The 19,013-nt window shown below is 40.3% G+C and carries 20 protein-coding genes; 17 read left to right on the top strand and 3 right to left on the bottom strand.

The features are described from left to right. Positions 1–4: 4 nt before the first annotated feature. Complete coding sequence (locus tag J7E52_RS21245; protein ID WP_286197981.1) at positions 5–874, bottom strand: DUF1002 domain-containing protein; 870 nt, start codon at positions 872–874, stop codon at positions 5–7. A 580-nt stretch (positions 875–1,454) separates the two neighbouring features. Here J7E52_RS21245 and J7E52_RS21250 point away from each other — a divergent pair. After that, complete coding sequence (locus tag J7E52_RS21250) at positions 1,455–1,799, top strand: GNAT family N-acetyltransferase (RefSeq protein ID WP_101222466.1); 345 nt, start codon at positions 1,455–1,457, stop codon at positions 1,797–1,799. Between the two features lie 28 nt (positions 1,800–1,827). On the opposite strand, the gene J7E52_RS21255 is transcribed toward J7E52_RS21250, so the two are convergent. Together J7E52_RS21255 and J7E52_RS21260 are read right to left on the bottom strand one after the other, a co-directional pair. Next, on the bottom strand, positions 1,828–2,364 hold the full coding sequence (locus J7E52_RS21255; protein ID WP_214750418.1) for a DUF309 domain-containing protein: 537 nt from the start codon (positions 2,362–2,364) through the stop codon (positions 1,828–1,830). A 165-nt stretch (positions 2,365–2,529) separates the two neighbouring features. Next, the gene (locus J7E52_RS21260; RefSeq protein ID WP_072273196.1) at positions 2,530–2,622 is read right to left on the bottom strand and encodes a YjcZ family sporulation protein; all 93 of its coding nucleotides are present in this window, start codon (positions 2,620–2,622) and stop codon (positions 2,530–2,532) included. A 214-nt stretch (positions 2,623–2,836) separates the two neighbouring features. Here J7E52_RS21260 and J7E52_RS21265 point away from each other — a divergent pair, with 214 nt between their 5' ends. The 16 genes from J7E52_RS21265 to J7E52_RS21340 all read left to right on the top strand — a co-directional run bounded on the left by J7E52_RS21265 (position 2,837) and on the right by J7E52_RS21340 (position 18,851). After that, entirely contained in the window at positions 2,837–3,604 is a 768-nt protein-coding gene (locus J7E52_RS21265) for a segregation/condensation protein A (RefSeq protein ID WP_214750419.1), read from the top strand. After that, positions 3,591–4,172 carry an SMC-Scp complex subunit ScpB gene (gene scpB, locus J7E52_RS21270; RefSeq protein ID WP_214750420.1) on the top strand — a complete coding sequence of 194 codons (582 nt, stop codon included), beginning with the start codon at positions 3,591–3,593 and terminating at the stop codon, positions 4,170–4,172. The genes J7E52_RS21265 and scpB overlap by 14 nt, the downstream gene beginning before the upstream one ends. 55 nt (positions 4,173–4,227) lie before the next feature. Then, positions 4,228–4,644, top strand: coding sequence for a hypothetical protein (locus J7E52_RS21275; protein WP_214750421.1), 417 nt, complete (start codon positions 4,228–4,230; stop codon positions 4,642–4,644). A 22-nt stretch (positions 4,645–4,666) separates the two neighbouring features. Continuing rightward, complete coding sequence (locus J7E52_RS21280; RefSeq protein WP_214750422.1) at positions 4,667–5,155, top strand: YpuI family protein; 489 nt, start codon at positions 4,667–4,669, stop codon at positions 5,153–5,155. 120 nt (positions 5,156–5,275) lie between these two features. After that, on the top strand, positions 5,276–6,151 hold the full coding sequence (locus J7E52_RS21285; protein ID WP_214750423.1) for a superoxide dismutase: 876 nt from the start codon (positions 5,276–5,278) through the stop codon (positions 6,149–6,151). A gap of 441 nt (positions 6,152–6,592) precedes the next feature. Further along, the gene (gene ahpC / locus J7E52_RS21290) at positions 6,593–7,156 is read left to right on the top strand and encodes an alkyl hydroperoxide reductase subunit C (RefSeq protein ID WP_063233159.1); all 564 of its coding nucleotides are present in this window, start codon (positions 6,593–6,595) and stop codon (positions 7,154–7,156) included. Between the two features lie 178 nt (positions 7,157–7,334). Continuing rightward, complete coding sequence (locus tag J7E52_RS21295; RefSeq protein ID WP_214750424.1) at positions 7,335–8,981, top strand: FAD-dependent oxidoreductase; 1,647 nt, start codon at positions 7,335–7,337, stop codon at positions 8,979–8,981. 159 nt (positions 8,982–9,140) lie between these two features. Further along, entirely contained in the window at positions 9,141–10,301 is a 1,161-nt protein-coding gene (locus tag J7E52_RS21300) for a D-alanyl-D-alanine carboxypeptidase family protein (protein ID WP_214750425.1), read from the top strand. Beyond that, positions 10,294–10,887, top strand: coding sequence for a nucleoside recognition domain-containing protein (locus J7E52_RS21305; RefSeq protein ID WP_202315805.1), 594 nt, complete (start codon positions 10,294–10,296; stop codon positions 10,885–10,887). Before J7E52_RS21300 ends, J7E52_RS21305 begins: the two co-directional genes overlap by 8 nt. Before the next feature lies 1 nt (position 10,888). Continuing rightward, complete coding sequence (locus J7E52_RS21310; protein ID WP_137023788.1) at positions 10,889–11,428, top strand: spore maturation protein; 540 nt, start codon at positions 10,889–10,891, stop codon at positions 11,426–11,428. A gap of 302 nt (positions 11,429–11,730) precedes the next feature. After that, positions 11,731–12,471, top strand: coding sequence for a 23S rRNA pseudouridine(2605) synthase RluB (gene rluB, locus J7E52_RS21315; RefSeq protein ID WP_034308106.1), 741 nt, complete (start codon positions 11,731–11,733; stop codon positions 12,469–12,471). 206 nt (positions 12,472–12,677) lie between these two features. Continuing rightward, the gene (gene resA / locus J7E52_RS21320; RefSeq protein ID WP_053535624.1) at positions 12,678–13,208 is read left to right on the top strand and encodes a thiol-disulfide oxidoreductase ResA; all 531 of its coding nucleotides are present in this window, start codon (positions 12,678–12,680) and stop codon (positions 13,206–13,208) included. Positions 13,209–13,226: 18 nt separating this feature from the next. After that, a complete protein-coding gene (gene resB / locus J7E52_RS21325; protein WP_214750426.1) occupies positions 13,227–14,876 on the top strand; it encodes a cytochrome c biogenesis protein ResB in 1,650 nt (549 codons plus the stop codon). Continuing rightward, positions 14,869–16,047 (top strand): c-type cytochrome biogenesis protein CcsB, encoded by a 1,179-nt coding sequence (gene ccsB / locus J7E52_RS21330; protein WP_214750427.1) that lies wholly within the window; start codon positions 14,869–14,871, stop codon positions 16,045–16,047. The genes resB and ccsB overlap by 8 nt, the downstream gene beginning before the upstream one ends. A gap of 297 nt (positions 16,048–16,344) precedes the next feature. Further along, on the top strand, positions 16,345–17,061 hold the full coding sequence (locus tag J7E52_RS21335; RefSeq protein WP_214750428.1) for a response regulator: 717 nt from the start codon (positions 16,345–16,347) through the stop codon (positions 17,059–17,061). Continuing rightward, on the top strand, positions 17,058–18,851 hold the full coding sequence (locus J7E52_RS21340; protein ID WP_214750586.1) for an ATP-binding protein: 1,794 nt from the start codon (positions 17,058–17,060) through the stop codon (positions 18,849–18,851). Before J7E52_RS21335 ends, J7E52_RS21340 begins: the two co-directional genes overlap by 4 nt. Positions 18,852–19,013: the final 162 nt, after the last annotated feature.

Consider the following 19,013-nt stretch of genomic DNA (forward strand, 5'->3'; position numbering starts at 1 on the left):
TGATTCAGCTGAAAAGTGACTTGATTGCATCAATTAAGCTACTGAAGACTTCTTTCAATTTATCCAGAAATGATTGACCCTCTTCGGATTCAAGAAAATTGGAAAGCTTATCTTTAGCTGCAGTAAGCTGATCACCGACAGCGTTCCAATCAATATCCAATTCTTTTAGTTTATTGAATAAGTCAATTAAACTTTGAACTTGAGCATCATTTAAGGCGATTCCAAGTTCTTTTGCTGAAGTCTCGACAACCTCACGGACCTCTTCAGTATTGGCTGGTGGATTTGCAGCCATTTCCTCTTTGATTTTCGTAACAAGTGCAGAGGCTTCTTCTGTACCGATTTCGTCACCCAATTTTGCTGTTTTCACCATTTCTTCATTCGCTGCCTGTTTCACATCTTCAGGAATCTTCTTGTCGGCAGAGATTTCATAGGCTTTAATGACCCCTGTCAAAGCTGCTGTACCGGAAACGGGTATTGGTGCGGTGACATAAACGGTAGCATCCTTTACTCCAGCAGTTGCCAGTGCATTGATATACATTTCATCGGAAACCCAGTTAATGTTTTTCGACTCCAGTTTAAGTCCGGTACCTTTTTCCTCCAAAGTAATGGCGGAAGATGAAATCGCTTTTGTACCGATCAGACGGCTTGCGATATAGTCTCCTAAGTATTCATGTTCCTCCGCATTTGTAACCGTCAGGACCTCAACATCACTAGGTGCTTTCATTTCTGATAAAATCATATTTTTTTGTTCATTTGTCAAATTCTCACCAAGTGTGACGATCATATCACCAACAGCTGCATCTGCAAAAGCCTTATATGGCAATAATAGACATAATAAAATGGTTACAATGACCCATTTATTCATTTTTTTCATGATAATCCTCCTTAACTTTTCCTGCTGAATTGGGAATCTTTCAATAAAAGGGCGGCACTTTAAATCAGATTCATAGTATTTGACGAAACAAAGGATAAAAAAGATACATATTTTCCTGAAAAAAATTTATATAGCCAAAGATAGCTACGTTTTTTTAACGAAAAAGTTTGGTGTATCTTTGTCTTTTATGCCTAAGAGGGCACTCTATGAACCTAATCACTTTACCAATGTAGTAAAATCGAAGCAAGATTGCAAGGATATTTGTCAGATTGTGTTAAGTTATAGTAGAATGAATTCGTTATTTAAATATTTGGACCATTCATAAAGGGAGTATGGGATGAGGAAAAGTAATAAGACTCTTTTACTTATGATGCTTATTATCGCTTTGATGTGGGGAATCGTATACTGGCTGTTTATCGCTTAGCATATAGCACATCGATAAATCAAGTGCTGAAAGTGATGTTGAAACGAACGAGGTTTTTATGTATGATGTAATTGTTATATGTGAGGATTATTATTCAAAGCAAATTAATTGGAAACAGGATGATAATAAAAACGTTATTTAGTAACGAGGGATATTATGTTGATTAAGTATAAGAAAAGTTATGAGAAGTTTGCCATGGGATTATTATCTTTCATGCCAAATGAAAAAGAGATAAAAACGCTTCGGAATACGATGAAGAATTATGAAACGGATGAAAATCTACAGCTGTTCCTATGGAAAGATGAAGAGATCACGGGCTTGATCGGGATAGAGGTCTCTCCAAACCACATAGAGATACAACATATATCTGTAAATCCATCCTTTCGGAAGCAAGGTATCGGTAAAACGATGGTCAGGGCCATCAAGGAGCAATATCCTGACAAAGAATTAAAAGCAAATGAGTTTACGGAAAGCTTTCTTGACAGATGTGAAGAATTCTGAATATGAAAGCTGAAATGGAGGACCACCTTTAAGGGCGGTCCTCCATTCTTGTTTTTCGAAGGGATAGCTGCCGAGCCCTTTCAGAAATGACATCCGAACGGTCACGCATCAGATGTTTATCGACTATGGATGAATTGGCCATGTCGCTGTCTCCACCCCATATGTACCCTTCTTGCAAACACATGGACTGGCATTTTTCGATCAAGCTTTGATCCGCTATCGGCAGATTGATGCTTTCATATGGCTTTTGTGATAACATTCGCTCATGGGTTTCCTCGAGCAATTTGAACAGTCGTTCTGGATCGAGTCCCAACTTCAGGAGCTCGGCCTTTTTAAGGTGGAGATTTGCCAGGGCTTTAGCCAGGGTCCTTGCAGCCCCTTTTTTGTTTCCCCTGCGATCATGATACAGGGCAACCGCAATTTGAATGAGCCCGACCCAATGAGAGTCACGCTCTTTTGGTGCGGTTTCTTTCCAATATTCTTCAAGAATTTCATGACATTCGAAGTAGTCCCTTGTTCCATGGAACTGGACAAGGAAAGAAAGGTAGTCTTCCGCGTAATTCAATAGGAGCACCCCCTTTGTTTGATGGAAAATCTAAGGTAAGGCAAAAGCTTTTTTCTTATAGCCTAACACCCGCTATATATACTCACCAAGTTTAGCATAGAATTTTTTCTTGGAAAATAAAGAAAGCCGATTGCAAGGCAATCAGCTTGATTCATCAGTCTTCAATTAACACCAAGAAGCACCGACGATAACTAATAAAATGAACAATACTACAATAAACGCGAATCCGCCGCCGTTTCCAAAACCACCTGCACCCATAATAAGTACCTCCTTTGTTCTGCTATTCTTACATTTCTAGGTTATGTTGGATTTCGGAATGTGATTGGGCAACGACCCATTTGTCGGAAATCCCTTTTAAAAACTTTTCTAAGGACAGAAAATTATTATTTGGATAAAGGGCGGCAATCCACTATACTTGATTAGTAAAGAAATAGGCCTTTACAGGCCAATTAGATTTAAATGAGGTAATTTAATGGGTTATAATATAAAAATTGACGCTTTCGAAGGTCCGATGGATTTACTCCTGCATTTGATTAATCGCCTGGAAATAGACATCTACGATATTCCGATGGCTGATATTACAGATCAATACCTAGGGTACATCCATACGATGCAGCATCTGGAATTGGATGTAGCCAGCGAATATCTGGTGATGGCTGCAACACTGCTTGCCATCAAGAGTAAAATGCTGCTTCCAAAGCATGAAGATGAACAATTGATTGATGAAGATGGGGAAATATTTGAGGAAGATCCACGGGACGAGCTTGTGGAAAAACTATTAGAATATAAAAAGTATAAAAATGCAGCCGAAGAATTTAAAGGGATGGAAGAAGAACGCAGCTTGCTGTTCACCAAACCCCCAAGTGATTTATCTGCTTATGTTAAAGAAGCCGAAAGTGATAAACAAGAGTTGAATATAAGTCTATATGATATGTTGGGGGCTCTGCAAAAACTGCTGCGAAGGCAAAAAATTCAAAAGCCGCTATACACGAAAGTAACGAAACAAGAGATATCGATAGAAAAACGAATGGATGAAATCATGATTGAGTTACAATCCATAAAGGGTAAGAAAAGTTTTTTTGAACTGTTTTCGCTCCCGGTTAAGGAGCATATCGTCATCACTTTCATGGCGGTGCTGGAACTGATGAAACTAAATGAAATCATCGTTGAACAGGAAGATAATTTTTCGGATATCATGATTGCTGCTAAGGAAGGTGTAGAACCAATTGGAAGTTATTAATTGGAAAGGGATTCTTGAGGCATTATTGTTTGCTGCCGGAGATGAAGGGCTCTCCGTCAAACAAATTGCCTCTGTCCTGGAAATTACGGAATATCAAGCAACGGACATCGTTGAAAGCTTGAAGGAAGAATATATAACTGATGTACGCGGGATTCAGGTGATCGAAATAGCGGGTGTATATCAAATGACGACTAAGAAAGAACACTCGGATTACTTGAAAAGACTAGTGGAAACATCAAGCACTCAAGGCTTGTCCCAGGCGGCTTTGGAAACTCTCGCAATCATTGCCTATAAGCAGCCGATTACTAGAGCGGAAATTGATGAAATTCGCGGAGTGAAAACGGAACGCCCCATCCATACACTTGTCACTAAAGTCTTAATAAAAGAGGTCGGACGTGCTGAAGGCTCCGGACGGGCTTATTTATATGGTACAACAAAAGAGTTTTTGGATTACTTCGGCCTGAATTCCATAGATGAATTACCGCCTCTCGCCGATAATTCGGATGATAGCTTTGAAAATGGTGAAGCCGATCTGTTTTTTGAAAAATTTCAGCAAACAATCGAATAACATTTTTCTTTAAATTGTGATAATATAGAAAAAAATGAATGCGGGGGGATTGCGGGTGCAAATTGTAGCATGCAATGGATTTGGGCTTGAAAAGGAAAAGTCAAATTCACCTGAGGACTTCTTTAATCGATCCGTTATACAATACATAAAGGATGGAGAAGAAAAGACGCTGAATGTACTGTATCTTCGCTATTTTGATGAGATGGTCACTAGTTGGACCCCATATCCCGCCAATCCCATATTCAAAAGCCCTAACAGGGATATTTATATGGCTGATATCATTGCCATGGTCTGTCTGCTCAAAGACCCGAGCCTGGTTAACCGAAAACGTATATATATAAATGCAGAAAAAGAGCTGGCTGGTTATTTCGAAAATATAGATTTTGAAAAATTGGAGAAAGTGTTTATATCTATTGACCAAGCTAAACCATATGATATAGAATCACATGTTGACTATTATATTCAATCTTAATCATTTTGAGGAGGGTTCACGGTTGGGGAATACATTGGTAAAATCTCAGCTTGAGGATGTAAAAGGCTTTTTGGAAACGACAGTGGCTCAGCTAGAGGAATTTCTAAATGAGACGACCTATTCAAAGCTGCAAGAGGAAAAAAGCGGGGATGAAACCTATTATAAAGGGATCCTTTCCAGTTTAAGAAGAATGCTTGTAAGCTGTGAAGAGGGCTTGGAGGCTTGCCAAATCGTTCTGAAAAATGATGTTTTCAATAAAGCTGCAGCTGAAAAGACGCTTTATAGAATTTATCATCAATGTATCGAAGAATACTTTTCCCCAAAATCAGATCGGTGGTTTGAGGACAGCAGATCTGCCTATACAGGAAAAAACTCGATTAAATTTCACCAAAGTGTACCTGACAGCATAATATCCATTCTGAAGGCCGTGGAAAGTGGATTCCAGACCATGCGTGAAGAATTGGAGTTTTATGAAACGGATTACCGGACGAAAATGCTGCAGTCAAGATAATGAAACAGCAAGGCTAAATAGGCCTTGCTGTTTTTTTATCGATAAAAGGAATCTCCGCTTAATCGAAACATAAAATACTTTGATGATTTATGTGCATAAAGGCTAAGAGGAGGTTGCAAGATGTCTGATGTAAGAGATTATGCTAAAGAGGTCAGTGACTGGGTTGATGGAGTGATGGAATATCTTGAGAAGATCGATATCACCGATTCGGCATTGCTGTCAAATATTGAACGGCTTTCCGAGATGACAAAAGATATGGATGAGGAAGAAATGGATTATGAGGATATGGTCCTGATTGAAGAAGAGATGGCTCGGGTCTACGAGGAAATTGAAGAGCTCGCTAGAGAATTCAATATACAGGAAAGGCAATCAGTGCCGATTGGGAAGCATACACTACCGCCGTTACCTTATGCCTATGATGCGTTGGAACCGACGATTTCAAGGGAAATCATGTATCTTCACCATGATAAGCATCATCAAGCATATGTCGATGGTCTGAATAAAGCGGAATTGATGATGAAAAAGGCGAGGGAAACGAAAGATTTTTCCTTGTTGAAACATTGGGAAAAGGAAGCAGCCTTTCATGGGTCAGGCCATTATCTCCATACGCTGTTCTGGGAAGTGATGATTCCGGGAGGGGGCGGACAGCCAAGGGGGGATTTACTTAAACAGATTGAGAAGGATTTTGGAAGCTTTGCCGCTTTTAAGAGTCATTTTAGTGAAGCTGCCAAACAAGTGGAAGGTGTTGGCTGGGCGATTTTAGTCTGGGTTCCGCGTTCGCGGCGGCTAGAAATACTTCAATCGGAATTGCATATGGTTTTGACCCAGTGGGATACGATCCCAATCCTTGTCCTTGATGTTTGGGAACATGCTTATTACCTGCAATATAAAAATAATCGGGCAGCCTATGTGGACAAATGGTGGGACGTTGTAAACTGGCCGAAAATCGCCGTAAGGTTCACGGAAGCGAAAAAGCTAATTTGGAAAAAGCAATAACTGATAAAATATAGGAAAGTCTTTGGAGAAACAATTACACGAGCCGTGAAAAGGTTCGTTTTTTTTTGCCAGAAATTTTGTATCAAGAATTTTTTAGGGGAAATATGGGAAAGATATAAAGGGGTACCTGTAAATTTTATTCGAAAGCGACTTATGATTCTCATTTGGATATTATAATTAGATTGAAAGGGAGATGATATCATCTCACGAAATAATGAGCATATGTCTTATTTAAATCCTTGAAATAACATTGGAAATGTGTTAATTATGCTACTTTGAAGTACTATGGGTTTTTTTTAAAAAAATAATTTATATCAATATACAAACTGTGACCAATTTGTGAACTTAAAAATTATTAAGGTATATTTATTGACTAGTTTCTATTTAATAATTATTATAAACAGGAGCAGATAAAAAAAATAGCTATTGGAGGAATTTATTATGTCATTGATCAATAAACAAGTTGAAGATTTTAAAGTACAAGCTTACCATGCAGGAGAATTCAAAGAAGTTACACTTGAAGATGTTAAAGGAAAATGGGCAGTATTCTTTTTCTACCCAGCTGACTTCTCTTTCGTATGTCCAACTGAATTAGCTGATCTTCAAGATAACTATGAAACATTCAAGGAAATTGGTTGTGAAGTTTACTCAGTTTCAACAGATACTCATTTCAGCCACAAAGGATGGGCTGATGCTACTGATACAATCGGTAAAATCCAATATCCAATGTTAGCTGACCCAGCAAACGTTTTATCCCGTCAATTCGGTGTATTGATTGAAGAAGATGGATTGGCTCTACGTGGAACTTTCATCGTAAATCCAGAAGGACAAATTAAAGCATACGAAATCAATGACCTAGGAATTGGCCGTAATGCTGAAGAACTTGTAAGAAAAGTTCAAGCTGCACAATTCGTAGCTGAACATGGAGATAAAGTTTGCCCTGCAAAATGGACTCCAGGTGAAGCTACTCTTGAACCAAGCCTAGACCTTGTAGGTAAACTTTAATTTTTAATGGGATGGTCCATTTCTACAGGTAATGGACATACCCAGCATTGATTACGATTACTGGGACAAATCGTCCGACAAGAACTTATGACAAAAGGCACTTACCTAAAATAAGTGCCTTTTGTTTTTCAAAATAATCAGTTTAGCACGAATTATCATTCAGCAAGGAGCACAAAAGATGAAAAAAATATATGATTTATTAATCATTGGTGGCGGACCTGCAGGCCTCTCAGCCGGCGTTTATGCAGGAAGAGCTAAGTTAAAGACAATAATTCTTGAAAAAGGAACTGGCGGCGGACAAGCTGCAACTACGTCGGAAATAGCCAATTATCCTGGTATCCGTCATATATCGGGCCCTAGGTTAGTTGAAGAAATGAAGCTTCAAAACGAAGATTTTGGCGTTGAATTCGCCAAAGCTGATGTAACGGGCGTGGATTTCTCCGGTGAGGTGAAAGTCGTTAAAACCCTTGGCGGGGACTACCATGCACGTGCCGTCATTATTGCAACGGGTGCTTCTCCAAGAACACTAGGATTTCCAGGTGAAGAGGAATTTACTGGCCGCGGTGTAGCTTATTGTTCAACATGTGATGGTGAATTCTTTGAAGGGTTGGAAGTATTCGTTATCGGGGCAGGATATGCAGCCGCTGAAGAAGCTATATTCCTGACTCGTTTTGCTACAAAAGTTACAATCATCGCCCGGGAATCAAACTTCTCGTGTGCCCCGTCCATTGTTGATAAAGTAATGGCAAATGATAAGATTGAAGTGAAATTCAATACGGAAATCCTTGGGGTATATGGAGACGGGATGATTCAAAGTGCCCGTTTCATCAATAACGCGACTAAAGAAGAATTTGAATATAAGGCGAAGGAAGAAGACAGTACGTTTGGAGTTTTCGTTTTCATAGGTTATGAGCCGAAAACAGAAATTTTCAAGGGCCATATCGAAATGGATGATGCTGGTTACATTTTAACCGATGATGATATGAAGACTAATGTGAAAGGTGTCTATGCAGCGGGCGACCTAAGGCCAAAATCCTTGCGCCAGATTATCACAGCTGTATCTGATGGAGCGATTGCAGCAACGGATGCCGGTAAATATATTGAAGAAGAAAAAGATCGCCTAGGAATCAAAGATGAACCTGAAGTTGAAAAACCGGCGAAAAAAGAACAGGCCGCTGTCCCAGCAGGCAAGAGCGCTTTATTAAGTGATGCGTTACGTGGCCAATTAAAGGGAATCTTCGGCAAGATGGAGAGCGAAGTAACATTGGTGTCCATCGTCGATGAAAGTCTGCCAAAATCAGTCGAATTGCGAGACTTCTTGTTGGATGTTGCGGAATTAGGAGACAAGCTGCATCTTGAGTTATACAACAAGGGGGAAAGTCCGGAAATTGAAGAAAAAATCAATGCAGATAAGTTCCCTGTCGTTTCCCTCTTAAATTCGAATGGTGAATACAGTGGCGTCAAATACCACGGTGTACCAGGCGGCCATGAGTTGAATTCCTTCATTTTGGCTATTTATAACTTGGCCGGACCTGGTCAAGCATTGGATTCAGCCGTATTGAATTCAATTAAGGGAATCAGTAAAAAAGCGAACATTAAGGTTATGGTTTCATTGGCATGTCACTACTGTCCAGACGTTGTAGTGGGTGCACAGCGTATTGCGATTGAAAACCCTAACGTTGAAGCTGAAATGGTCGATATAAGCAATTTCCAGGAAATCAAGAAGAAATATAAAGTCATGAGCGTGCCGGCCATGATCATCAATGATGAAGAAGTCGTATTCGGAGCTAAGAAAATTGATGAAATCGCTGCATTATTAGTATGATAGAACACTAAATCGATAGGGGCCCCTATCGATTTTTTTTTATGGGAAATCACCACATGAAATCAATAGATATCATGAAGGATTACATTCTTTTATTCATAACCCTTGTCCCTTTGCATAAACTTGTACAAAAACAAGTAAAGAGACGAGGGGGCACTCATGCGTTTTCCATATAAAGGGTTATCAAGTTTGTGTATCGTCATTCTCCTGTTGTCTTTTATGGCACCTATACAAAGCGCCAATGCAAATGTATCCGTAAGTGCCCATAGCGCGATTTTGATGGATGAGGATAGCGGAAGGGTCATTTATGAAGTGAATGCTCATGAAAAGAATCGCATAGCAAGCATTACGAAAATAATGACGGCTATCTTGGCCATCGAATCGGGACAAATGGATGAGACAGTGAAGGTAAGCAGCAATGCCTTCGGGACGGAGGGCTCTTCCCTTTATTTAAAAGAAGGAGAAAAAATTAAGCTCGAAGATTTGGTTTATGGCTTGATGCTTCGTTCAGGTAATGATGCAGCAGTTGCCATCAGCGAAAAGGTTGGCGGAAGCCTGGATGGATTCGTCTGGATGATGAATCAAAAGGCGGAAGAAATCGGGATGAAAAATACCCATTTTTCAAATCCACATGGTTTGGATAATACGAAGAACCATTATTCAACTGCATATGATATGGCCATACTCACTCGTTATGCCATGCAAAATGAAACGTATGCAAAGATTGCCGGCACAAAGGAACACAGGGCACCTAATTCCACAGAGCAATGGGATTATGTATGGAAGAACAAAAATCGCTTACTTACACAATTATATGAGTATTGCACAGGGGGGAAAACAGGGTATACCAAACTAGCAAAACGTACCTTGGTCACGACGGCAACAAAAAACGAGCATGACCTGATTGCTGTGACATTGAATGGTCCGGATGATTGGAATGATCATATTCAAATGTACGAATCCGCCTTTAAGGATTATAAGCCGACAGAAATTTTACCCGAAGGCATGGTAAAAAATATGGAAAATAAAATATATGAAGGGCATGTTTACATTAAAAATGATTTTTCGTACCCACTGACAAAAGAAGAGAGAAAATTGGTCAATGTGAAAATGAAATTGTTGAAGCCCCAGAAGGCTTGGAAAGATAAAAGGAAAATCCCGGATGTGGTCGGCAGAGCATCCATCTATCTCGATGGAAAGAAAATAGGTACTCGTTCGATTTTTTATGGGGAATCAAAAGAAAGCTTCAAGCAACAATCATTCCAATCTTCATGGGCTGAGGTATTTGAAGCGGTATTGGGAATCGGACGCAATGGTTAATTACATTTGGGTCGGTATGTTTGTGATAGGTATTGTCTTTGGCATGATCAATGGGACGATGGATCAGGTGAATGAAGCTCTTTTCGTCAGCGCAAAGGAAGCGGTCACCCTTTGTCTGGGATTGATGAGCATACTTGTCTTTTGGCTGGGTTTGATGAAAATAGCGGAGGAATCGGGGCTGTTGGATAAACTATCCAACTTGTTCAAGCCATTCATGAGATGGCTGTTCCCTGAAGTGCCTCCTAATCATCCCGCTATGGGGTATATACTTTCCAATATGATGGCAAACACATTCGGATTGGGAAATGCAGCTACGCCTCTTGGAATAAAAGCCATGGAACAGCTAAAGAAACTAAATGGAGGAAAAGCAACAGTCAGCCGTTCGATGGTCACTTTTTTAGCAATCAATACCTCAAGTGTAACGCTGATTCCAACTACTGTCATTGCGATCCGCATGAATTACGATGCCCACTCCCCGACGGACATCGTTTTTCCGACCATAATAGCAACGGCCATTTCTGCCGTCGGAGGAATCGCAATAGATCGATATTTTTATTACAGGAGAAAGAGGAACGGGAGGGAATAGGATGTTGCACTGGATGACCACCATTTCAATTTGGATGATACCGATTTTGATCCTCTGTATATTATTGTACGGCACATTGAAGAGAGTTCCCACCTATGAGACCTTCGTTGAGGGGGGGAAAGAAGGAATCAGCATGTCCTTTTCCCTCATCCCTTTCCTGGTAGGGATGCTTGTGGCGATTTCAGTATTTAGGGCATCAGGGGCCTTGGATTTCATTGTACAATCACTGCACCCCTTGCTATCCTTTCTTCATTTTCCGTCTGAGGTTTTACCCCTTGCGATTATTAGACCAATATCCGGAACAGCCGCTTTAGGAATCACCAGCGACCTGATATCGGTTTATGGACCGGATTCCTTTGTCGGGCGCTTGGCTGCCACGATTCAGGGAAGTACAGATACCACCTTCTATGTATTGACCGTTTATTTTGGAGCGGTCGGGATCAAAAAAATGGGTGATGCCCTTAAGGTCGGTCTTTTGGCAGACTTGATCGGAATCATAGCTGCCGTTATCGTCGTCACACTGGTTTTCGGAATGAATTAAAGTTAGGGAAATGGACGAATCCATTTCTTTTTTTTGTCTTTTTTCTTAAACTTAACCCTCCAATTATTAAGGTGGATTCAAACTTTCATCAAAAGAAACATTTTTTTGTATGGAAAAATAAGCTATGTTACACTCATTATGGAAACCAACCCATTTAACCGTCCCATTATTGGTGTAATAATAAAAGAAAAGCTCTTAATCGCGAAAAACCTTTTGTTTTTGCCTCTCTATATGTAATAATTGTATGATTGTGTATGTATAGACAATAACAAACGAATGATTATACTATGGGGTGAAAATAGATGGAACGATTACAAAAGGTGATAGCACATGCTGGACTGGCTTCCCGCCGGAAAGCAGAAGAGTTGATTTTAGAAGGTAAGGTAAAAGTGAACGGCAAAGTAGTGAAGGAATTAGGAGTGAAGGTGGGGCCTAATGATAAGGTTGAGGTTAATGAAGTCCCGCTTGAAAAAGAAGCCCCGGTTTATTTCCTATTCTATAAACCGCGCGGCGTCATTTCGGCAGTTTCTGATGATAAGAACAGAAAAGTCGTAACGGACTTTTTCCCTTACATCAATGAACGGATTTATCCAGTTGGCCGCTTGGATTACGATACTTCGGGCTTGTTGATTTTAACGAATGACGGAGAATTTGCAAACACGTTAATGCATCCGAAGCATGAAGTGGATAAAGTGTATGTGGCAAAAGTGAAAGGGATGCCTTTGCGTGAAAGCTTGAAAAAGCTGGATAAAGGTATCAAGTTGGAGGATGGCAAAACTGCTCCAGCCAAGACAAGGGTATTGTCTACCGATAAGAAAAAGGAAACGGCCATAGTTGAAATCACAATACATGAAGGCAGGAACAGGCAAGTCCGCCGGATGTTCGAAGCAATTGGCCATCCCGTCATTAAATTGAAGAGGGAACAATATGGTTTCTTGACCTTGGACGGTTTAACAGCAGGAGATTCCCGGGAGCTGACTCCACATGAAGTTAAATTAATGCGGACTTTAGCAACGACCGAGCCTAAACAGCGGAGAATGTAAGAAAGAATTTTTCTGTATTGATAGGTTGAAACCACTACCCCATTCTTCCCTGGAAGAATGGGTGGTGGAAAACAACCTGTAAATACCTTTTCCTTCATGAATCGGGAAAGAATGTCACAAAACCTTCAGAAATGTAAATAAAAAGGACATGGCGTTAAATGGTATAATGGTATGGTTAAATTTAGTGTAGCCTTAGGAGGATCTCTATGGATAAAAAGAAGCGACGCCTAATTAGCAGAACCATCATTCTCCTGCTTTTAGGTGCAGCTTTAGTGTTTGCCCTTTACACGAACTTCACTAAAGATAAGAATGAAAGTCTGAGAAAAGGATCCGAAGCACCCAATTTTGTCTTGACTGATATGGAAGGCAAAGAGCATAAACTTTCCGATTACAAGGGAAAAGGCGTCTTCCTGAACTTTTGGGGTACATATTGCAAGCCGTGTGAATATGAAATGCCTTATATGGAAAATCAATATAAAAACTTTAAAGACCAGGGCGTTGAGATATTGGCGGTTAATGTCGGGGAATCTGACTATGCTGTCAATAATTTCATTACCAAGCATGACCTTACCTTTCCTGTCATGATCGATAAAGGTAGGGAAGTGGAAAATGCTTATCGAGTGGATATATTGCCTGTCTCCTTTTTGGTTGATAAAGAGGGGAAAGTGATAGATATCATCACCGGAGCTTTGACAGAAGAGAGCATCCAAAAGCATATGGAGAGAATTAAACCATAATATTGGGGAGTTTTTGACATGAAAGAAGTAAAATGCGATTGTGGTCATGTAAATCCGTTTGGCACAAACATTTGTGGGAAATGCGGGATGGTGCTTGATAACGAAAAAGAAAACAAGCTTATTGATATGAGATATGAAGGAAGTGCCAGGCGTTCACAAACCTATAAAAAAACGATCATCGATAAAATATGGAACTTCTTTTCTTCCGTTAAGGTCGGGGTGACGCTCATTGTCATTGCCTTGATCGCTTCAGCTATCGGGACGATCTTACCTCAGGAAATGTACATCCCTTCAACCGCGACGCCTGCAGAGCATTATGAATTGGAATACGGCTGGTTCGGAATGGTGTATTATGAACTCGGGTTTCATAACTTGTATAGTTCATGGTGGTATTTGATCATCATAGGCATGCTGGGCATATCACTATTGATTGCCAGTATCGACCGGTTCTTTCCATTGTATCGATCGTTAAAAAAACAAGGGGTCACACGTCATGACGGTTTCATGAAACGTCAGCGGGTTTATGGGGTGACAAAGCTTGAAGACCAAGATATAAACCTTGAAGAAGTAAAGGATAGACTAAAAAGGCAGCGTTATCATATACGAGAGGAAAACGGTCATATACTTGCCGAAAAGGGTCGTTTTTCACGTTGGGGACCCTATGTAAATCATATTGGACTTATCATTTTCTTAATTGGAGCATTATTGCGTTCCGTCCCTGGGATGTATATCGACAAAGTACTTTGGCTGCGTGAAGGCGAGAGAAAAGAAATCCCGGGTACAAATGGTGAATACTACCTCCAGAATAATGAATTCACCTTAGAGGTGTATGACAAAGAGAATGAAGAAGATGAACAGTACAGTGCTGCAATTGATAAAACCGGTACAATCGCAAAGACCTATCAATCCGATGTTACGCTCTATGAGCGCAAGGGAGAAACCTTACCAGGGGAAAAAGTGGACCTTGATAAGCTTAAAGATTATAAAATCAAAGTCAATGAACCTCTGAAACATGATCATTATGCTCTCTACCAAGTAGACTATAAACTGGATGAGCTCAGTACGATGGCTTTTAAATTGATAAATAAAAAAACCGAAGAGGAATATGGCAGCTTAAAGGTTGATTTGAATAATCCTCAAAAGAAATATGAGTTGAAAGAAGGATATTCCGTTGACTTGATCAGTTACTTCCCCGATTTCGAGTTCGATGAAAAAGGCGAACCTAGAACGATATCGAAGATTCCGAATAATCCAGCATTTATCTTTAAAATGCATACTCCGGATAAGCCAGAGGGTGAAGTCAGTTTCGTGGCGATTAAGGAGACTGTGGAGCCTTTAGGGGAAAACACTTATAAAATGGCTTTTAATGGTGTAGAAACCCAAGATGTCACGGCCTTGACCGTCAGGAAGGATTTAACGCTTTGGATCCTATTCACGGGTGGAATCATTTTCATGATCGGCGTTGTCCAAGGGTCTTATTGGAATCACCGGCGTATATGGATTAAGAGGAAAGATGATGAGATATTAATGGCCGGCCATACAAACAAAAACTGGCACGGCATTAAAAGAGATATAAAACAAGCGATTGAATCAACATCACTTTCCGAACCAATGGATCAACTTGAAGAGGAGAAATCTTCTAGTAAGGGGGAAGTTTTAAATGGCTGAATTAAGCAGTAACTTTTTATATGCCGCTTTCTTATTATATCTGATCGCTACCTTTTTATTTGGGGGATCGATCAAGGATAAACGCGGGGCGGAGGAAAAGAAACAAAACAAATGGGCTAAACTGGGCATTTTCATTACCATTATCGGATTTATAGCGCAAATTGGGTATTTCATCACCAGATGGATTGCTGCCGGTCATGCCCCCGTAAGTAATCTGTTTGAATTTACGACCTTTTTCGGAATGATGCTGGTCGGTGCTTTCATATTAATTTATTTTCTTTATAAAACACCTGCACTTGGGCTATTTGCTTTACCGATTGCGTTATTGATAATCGCATATGCAAGTATGTTCCCTACAGAGATTTCGCCACTCATCCCTGCTCTGCAGAGCGATTGGCTTCATATTCATGTAACGACTGCAGCGGCAGGACAGTCAATCCTTGCCATAAGTTTCGTTACTGCCATCATTTATTTAATCAAATTCGTCGATCAGACACAATCAAGCAAAAGAACGTTCTGGCTTGAAGCCATCATGTTCACATTGGTCTGCACCATCGGTTTCGTCATCATCACTTCTTCTTTTGCTGCCATGGATTATAAGGCGAATTTTGATTGGGTCGATAAACATGGTGCCGAGGTCAAACAGGAATTCAACCTACCGGCATTGGTAGGTCCCAATGAAGGGAAACTCATCGAGACGGATCGGTTTGAACCACTGGTGGACATGCCTGCACTGATCAATGCCAAGAAACTGAATACTGTACTTTGGTCAATCGGTGCGGGACTCGTCCTGTATGGTTTAATAAGGTTGATTGCTCGCAAAAGAGTGGCAGCATTGATTAAACCGATCGTTAAAAATGTGAATTTGAATTTATTGGACGAGATTAGTTATCGTTCGGTCCTTATCGGTTTTCCGATCTTTACACTCGGTGCTCTCATTTTTGCAATGATTTGGGCTCAAGTGGCCTGGACACGATTCTGGGGCTGGGATCCGAAAGAGGTCTGGGCATTGGTTACTTGGTTGTTTTATGCGGCTTTCTTGCATCTGCGCATGTCAAAGGGGTGGCAAGGGGAAAAATCAGCCTGGCTTGCCGTCATCGGTTTTGCCATCATAATGTTTAACTTGATATTCGTTAATCTTGTTATTGCCGGTTTGCATTCATATGCTTGATTCTGTATTGTAATATTTAGAAGAAGGGGGTCTTTTAATAGAAACGTCGAGGAGTTCGATTATCGATTTTTCTAGAGAATGATCCCTTTTTCCGTCACTCCCTTTAATAACAATCTTTCTTTCCTGAAATAGAATTTATGGATTCTTAGTGAGCGGCCGAAGTCTGTTTTGTGACAAAATGGTGAAAGGTTCATGGAAGCCATGCGAAATACGCTCTTTATCGTACTTTGTGAGGAAAAAGTATTAGTCATGGAAGTTTTCATTTTGTAGAATATATGATAGGAGGCTGATTACATAATGTATAATGCAATTAAAATTCTCGTGGTGGATGATGAGGAAAGAATCCGCCGGCTGCTAAAGATGTATTTGGAAAGAGAAGAATACATAATCGATGAAGCTGAAAATGGAGATGTGGCTTTAACAAAAGCCCTTGAAAATGATTATGATTTAATTTTATTGGATATTATGATGCCTGGTAAAGATGGAATCGAAGTTTGCCGTGAATTAAGGGAAAAGAAGACGACACCGATTATCATGCTGACTGCTAAAGGGGAAGAAGTGAACCGCGTTCAAGGGTTCGAAGTGGGTACCGATGATTATATCGTAAAGCCTTTCAGCCCCCGTGAAGTCGTGTTAAGGGTTAAGGCTTTATTACGTCGCTCTTCAAGCACAAGTTACATGCAGGCGGAAACGACGGCAAAAGATGTGATCGTCTTCTCACATCTAACCATTGATAATGATGCCCACCGTGTACTTGCTGATAACAAAGAGGTTTCATTAACACCAAAAGAATATGAATTATTATATTTCTTGGCGAAATCCCCGGATAAGGTTTTCGATCGGGAGCAATTGTTAAAAGAAGTATGGCACTATGAATTTTTTGGAGATCTTCGAACTGTAGACACGCATGTTAAACGCTTACGTGAAAAATTAAACCGCATATCCGAAAACGCAGCCAAGATGATTGTCACCGTTTGGGGTGTAGGTTACAAGTTCGAAGTCGTTAATGACTGATGCTATGGGGCAGTGTTGTAGGGAAGCTATGGGCAACGATCCTATTGCTCGTGTCGTTTGTATTAATCGTTTTAACCGTTTTGCTTGTCGAATTCTTTGAGAATTTCCAAATTGAAAATATTGAAAATAATTTAACCAAAACTGCTGAACAAATCATTAAGGTAACCAATGAACATCAGGGATCCAGCAATGAGGTTTTACAAATAGCTTCGGAACTGATAGGCAACGAAGTGAAAATGATCATTCTTAATGATGACAAAATGATATTCTCCTCCATCGGAGGAGATAATGAGTTCGAAATTACGCCGGAACTCATTAAAAATGATTCCGAATTACTCAAGGTTTTTACGGAAAGAAAGACTGTGAAAAAGGAAATGGCGCTATCCGATGAGGCGGGTAACGAGGAATTGTCCGCAATCGTAGTAGGCATCCCACTTGAATTGAATGGGGAACAGGATGAAGTTTTCCTATTTCAATCGTTGGAGTCCATGGAAGAAACCACAAAATCCACAACACAGTTCATTTTATTGGCAGCAGGCATCGCCATTATTTTGACAACGATTTTTGCTTTCTTTTTATCCACAAGAATCAATGCCCCATTGGTGAAGATGAGGGAAGCCGCTTTAGCGATTGCCCGGGGGAAATTTGATACAAAGGTTCCAATTCTGACTCAAGATGAAATCGGTGAGCTGGCAATAGCGTTTAATCAGATGAGGAAGCAGCTGAAATTCAATATGAATGCACTTAGTCAGGAAAAGGAACATCTCTCAAGCATTCTTAGCAGTATGGCAGATGGGGTCATTACCTTCAATAAAGATGGCACAATTCTTGAAACGAATCCGCCAGCGGAAAGGTTTCTGCAATCCTGGTACTTTGAAAAGGGCTATAATCGGGAAGATAATGTGAATGTCCCCTTGGTTTTGATGAATCTTTTTGATGATTCAGAGTCCTTCGATAAGGAGCAAGTCGGTGAAATTACCTTGCAGGGACGTGATTGGGGATTGATTGTCAGTCCGCTATATACAAATGCCGACAATATTCGGGGAGCGGTGGCCATCATACGGGATATGAGTGATGAAAGACGTATGGACAAACTTAGGACTGATTTCATAGCAAATGTCTCCCATGAGTTAAGAACGCCGATTTCAATGTTGCAGGGATATAGTGAAGCGATTGTAGATGACATTGCGAGCAGTGAAGAGGAAAAGGTGGAAATGGCCCGCATCATCTATGATGAGTCTTTGAGAATGGGACGTTTAGTCAATGATCTCCTCGATCTAGCTAAATTGGAATCGGGTAAAATGAACCTTAGTTATGAATGTGTACCTATTTCTCCTTATTTAAAGAGGATTACAAGTAAGTTTTCCGGGCTAGCTAAAGAAAAAGGGATCACAATATCAGCCAGTCTTGAAGACGATCAAATTCAATGGCATTTCGATCCGGACCGTATTGAACAGGTTTTGACCAATTTAATTGATAATGCGATTCGTCATACTCCTCCAGGAGGTAATATTGATGTCATTCAGAGGACTAGTGATCGAAGGGGTCTGATCATTGATGTGAGGGACTCTGGATCTGGAATTCCCGAAGAAGATTTACCTTTTGTATTCGAGAGGTTTTATAAAGCGGATAAAGCAAGGACCCGCGGGCGTTCGGGTACCGGATTGGGTTTGGCAATCGTAAAAAATATAATCAATGCCCATGATGGCTTCATTTCGGTAAACAGTTTACCTAATAAAGGGACGACGTTCAGTTTTATCCTGCCTCGAATTATGGAAAATGCTGAATGAATGACGGGTGGCTTGCCAAAAAATCTTGTTTCATAAGGAACTGAGAAGACAAAGGCAATTGGATTTCTTTCCAACTTGTCTTTGTTTTTTTTTAGGATACAAGATAAGTCCCGAATATGTAGAAAATAACGGAATTTTATAATAAGATAAAAGCCGAAGTAT

Origin of the sequence: Bacillus sp. ISL-34 (assembly GCF_018613325.1) — a bacterium.
Classification (GTDB): Bacteria; Bacillota; Bacilli; order Bacillales; family DSM-1321; genus Peribacillus.

Bases quoted from the DNA above. Each gene is read 5' to 3' on its own strand.
- J7E52_RS21245 (WP_286197981.1), bottom strand. From the start codon at position 874: ATGAAAAAAATGAATAAATGGGTCATTGTAACCATTTTATTATGTCTA.
- J7E52_RS21250 (WP_101222466.1), top strand. From the start codon at position 1,455: ATGTTGATTAAGTATAAGAAAAGTTATGAGAAGTTTGCCATGGGATTA.
- J7E52_RS21260 (WP_072273196.1), bottom strand. From the start codon at position 2,622: ATGGGTGCAGGTGGTTTTGGAAACGGCGGCGGATTCGCGTTTATTGTA.
- J7E52_RS21265 (WP_214750419.1), top strand. From the start codon at position 2,837: ATGGGTTATAATATAAAAATTGACGCTTTCGAAGGTCCGATGGATTTA.
- J7E52_RS21285 (WP_214750423.1), top strand. From the start codon at position 5,276: ATGTCTGATGTAAGAGATTATGCTAAAGAGGTCAGTGACTGGGTTGAT.
- ahpC (WP_063233159.1), top strand. From the start codon at position 6,593: ATGTCATTGATCAATAAACAAGTTGAAGATTTTAAAGTACAAGCTTAC.
- J7E52_RS21295 (WP_214750424.1), top strand. From the start codon at position 7,335: ATGAAAAAAATATATGATTTATTAATCATTGGTGGCGGACCTGCAGGC.
- J7E52_RS21300 (WP_214750425.1), top strand. From the start codon at position 9,141: ATGCGTTTTCCATATAAAGGGTTATCAAGTTTGTGTATCGTCATTCTC.
- J7E52_RS21305 (WP_202315805.1), top strand. From the start codon at position 10,294: ATGGTTAATTACATTTGGGTCGGTATGTTTGTGATAGGTATTGTCTTT.
- J7E52_RS21310 (WP_137023788.1), top strand. From the start codon at position 10,889: ATGTTGCACTGGATGACCACCATTTCAATTTGGATGATACCGATTTTG.
- rluB (WP_034308106.1), top strand. From the start codon at position 11,731: ATGGAACGATTACAAAAGGTGATAGCACATGCTGGACTGGCTTCCCGC.
- resA (WP_053535624.1), top strand. From the start codon at position 12,678: ATGGATAAAAAGAAGCGACGCCTAATTAGCAGAACCATCATTCTCCTG.
- resB (WP_214750426.1), top strand. From the start codon at position 13,227: ATGAAAGAAGTAAAATGCGATTGTGGTCATGTAAATCCGTTTGGCACA.
- ccsB (WP_214750427.1), top strand. From the start codon at position 14,869: ATGGCTGAATTAAGCAGTAACTTTTTATATGCCGCTTTCTTATTATAT.
- J7E52_RS21335 (WP_214750428.1), top strand. From the start codon at position 16,345: ATGTATAATGCAATTAAAATTCTCGTGGTGGATGATGAGGAAAGAATC.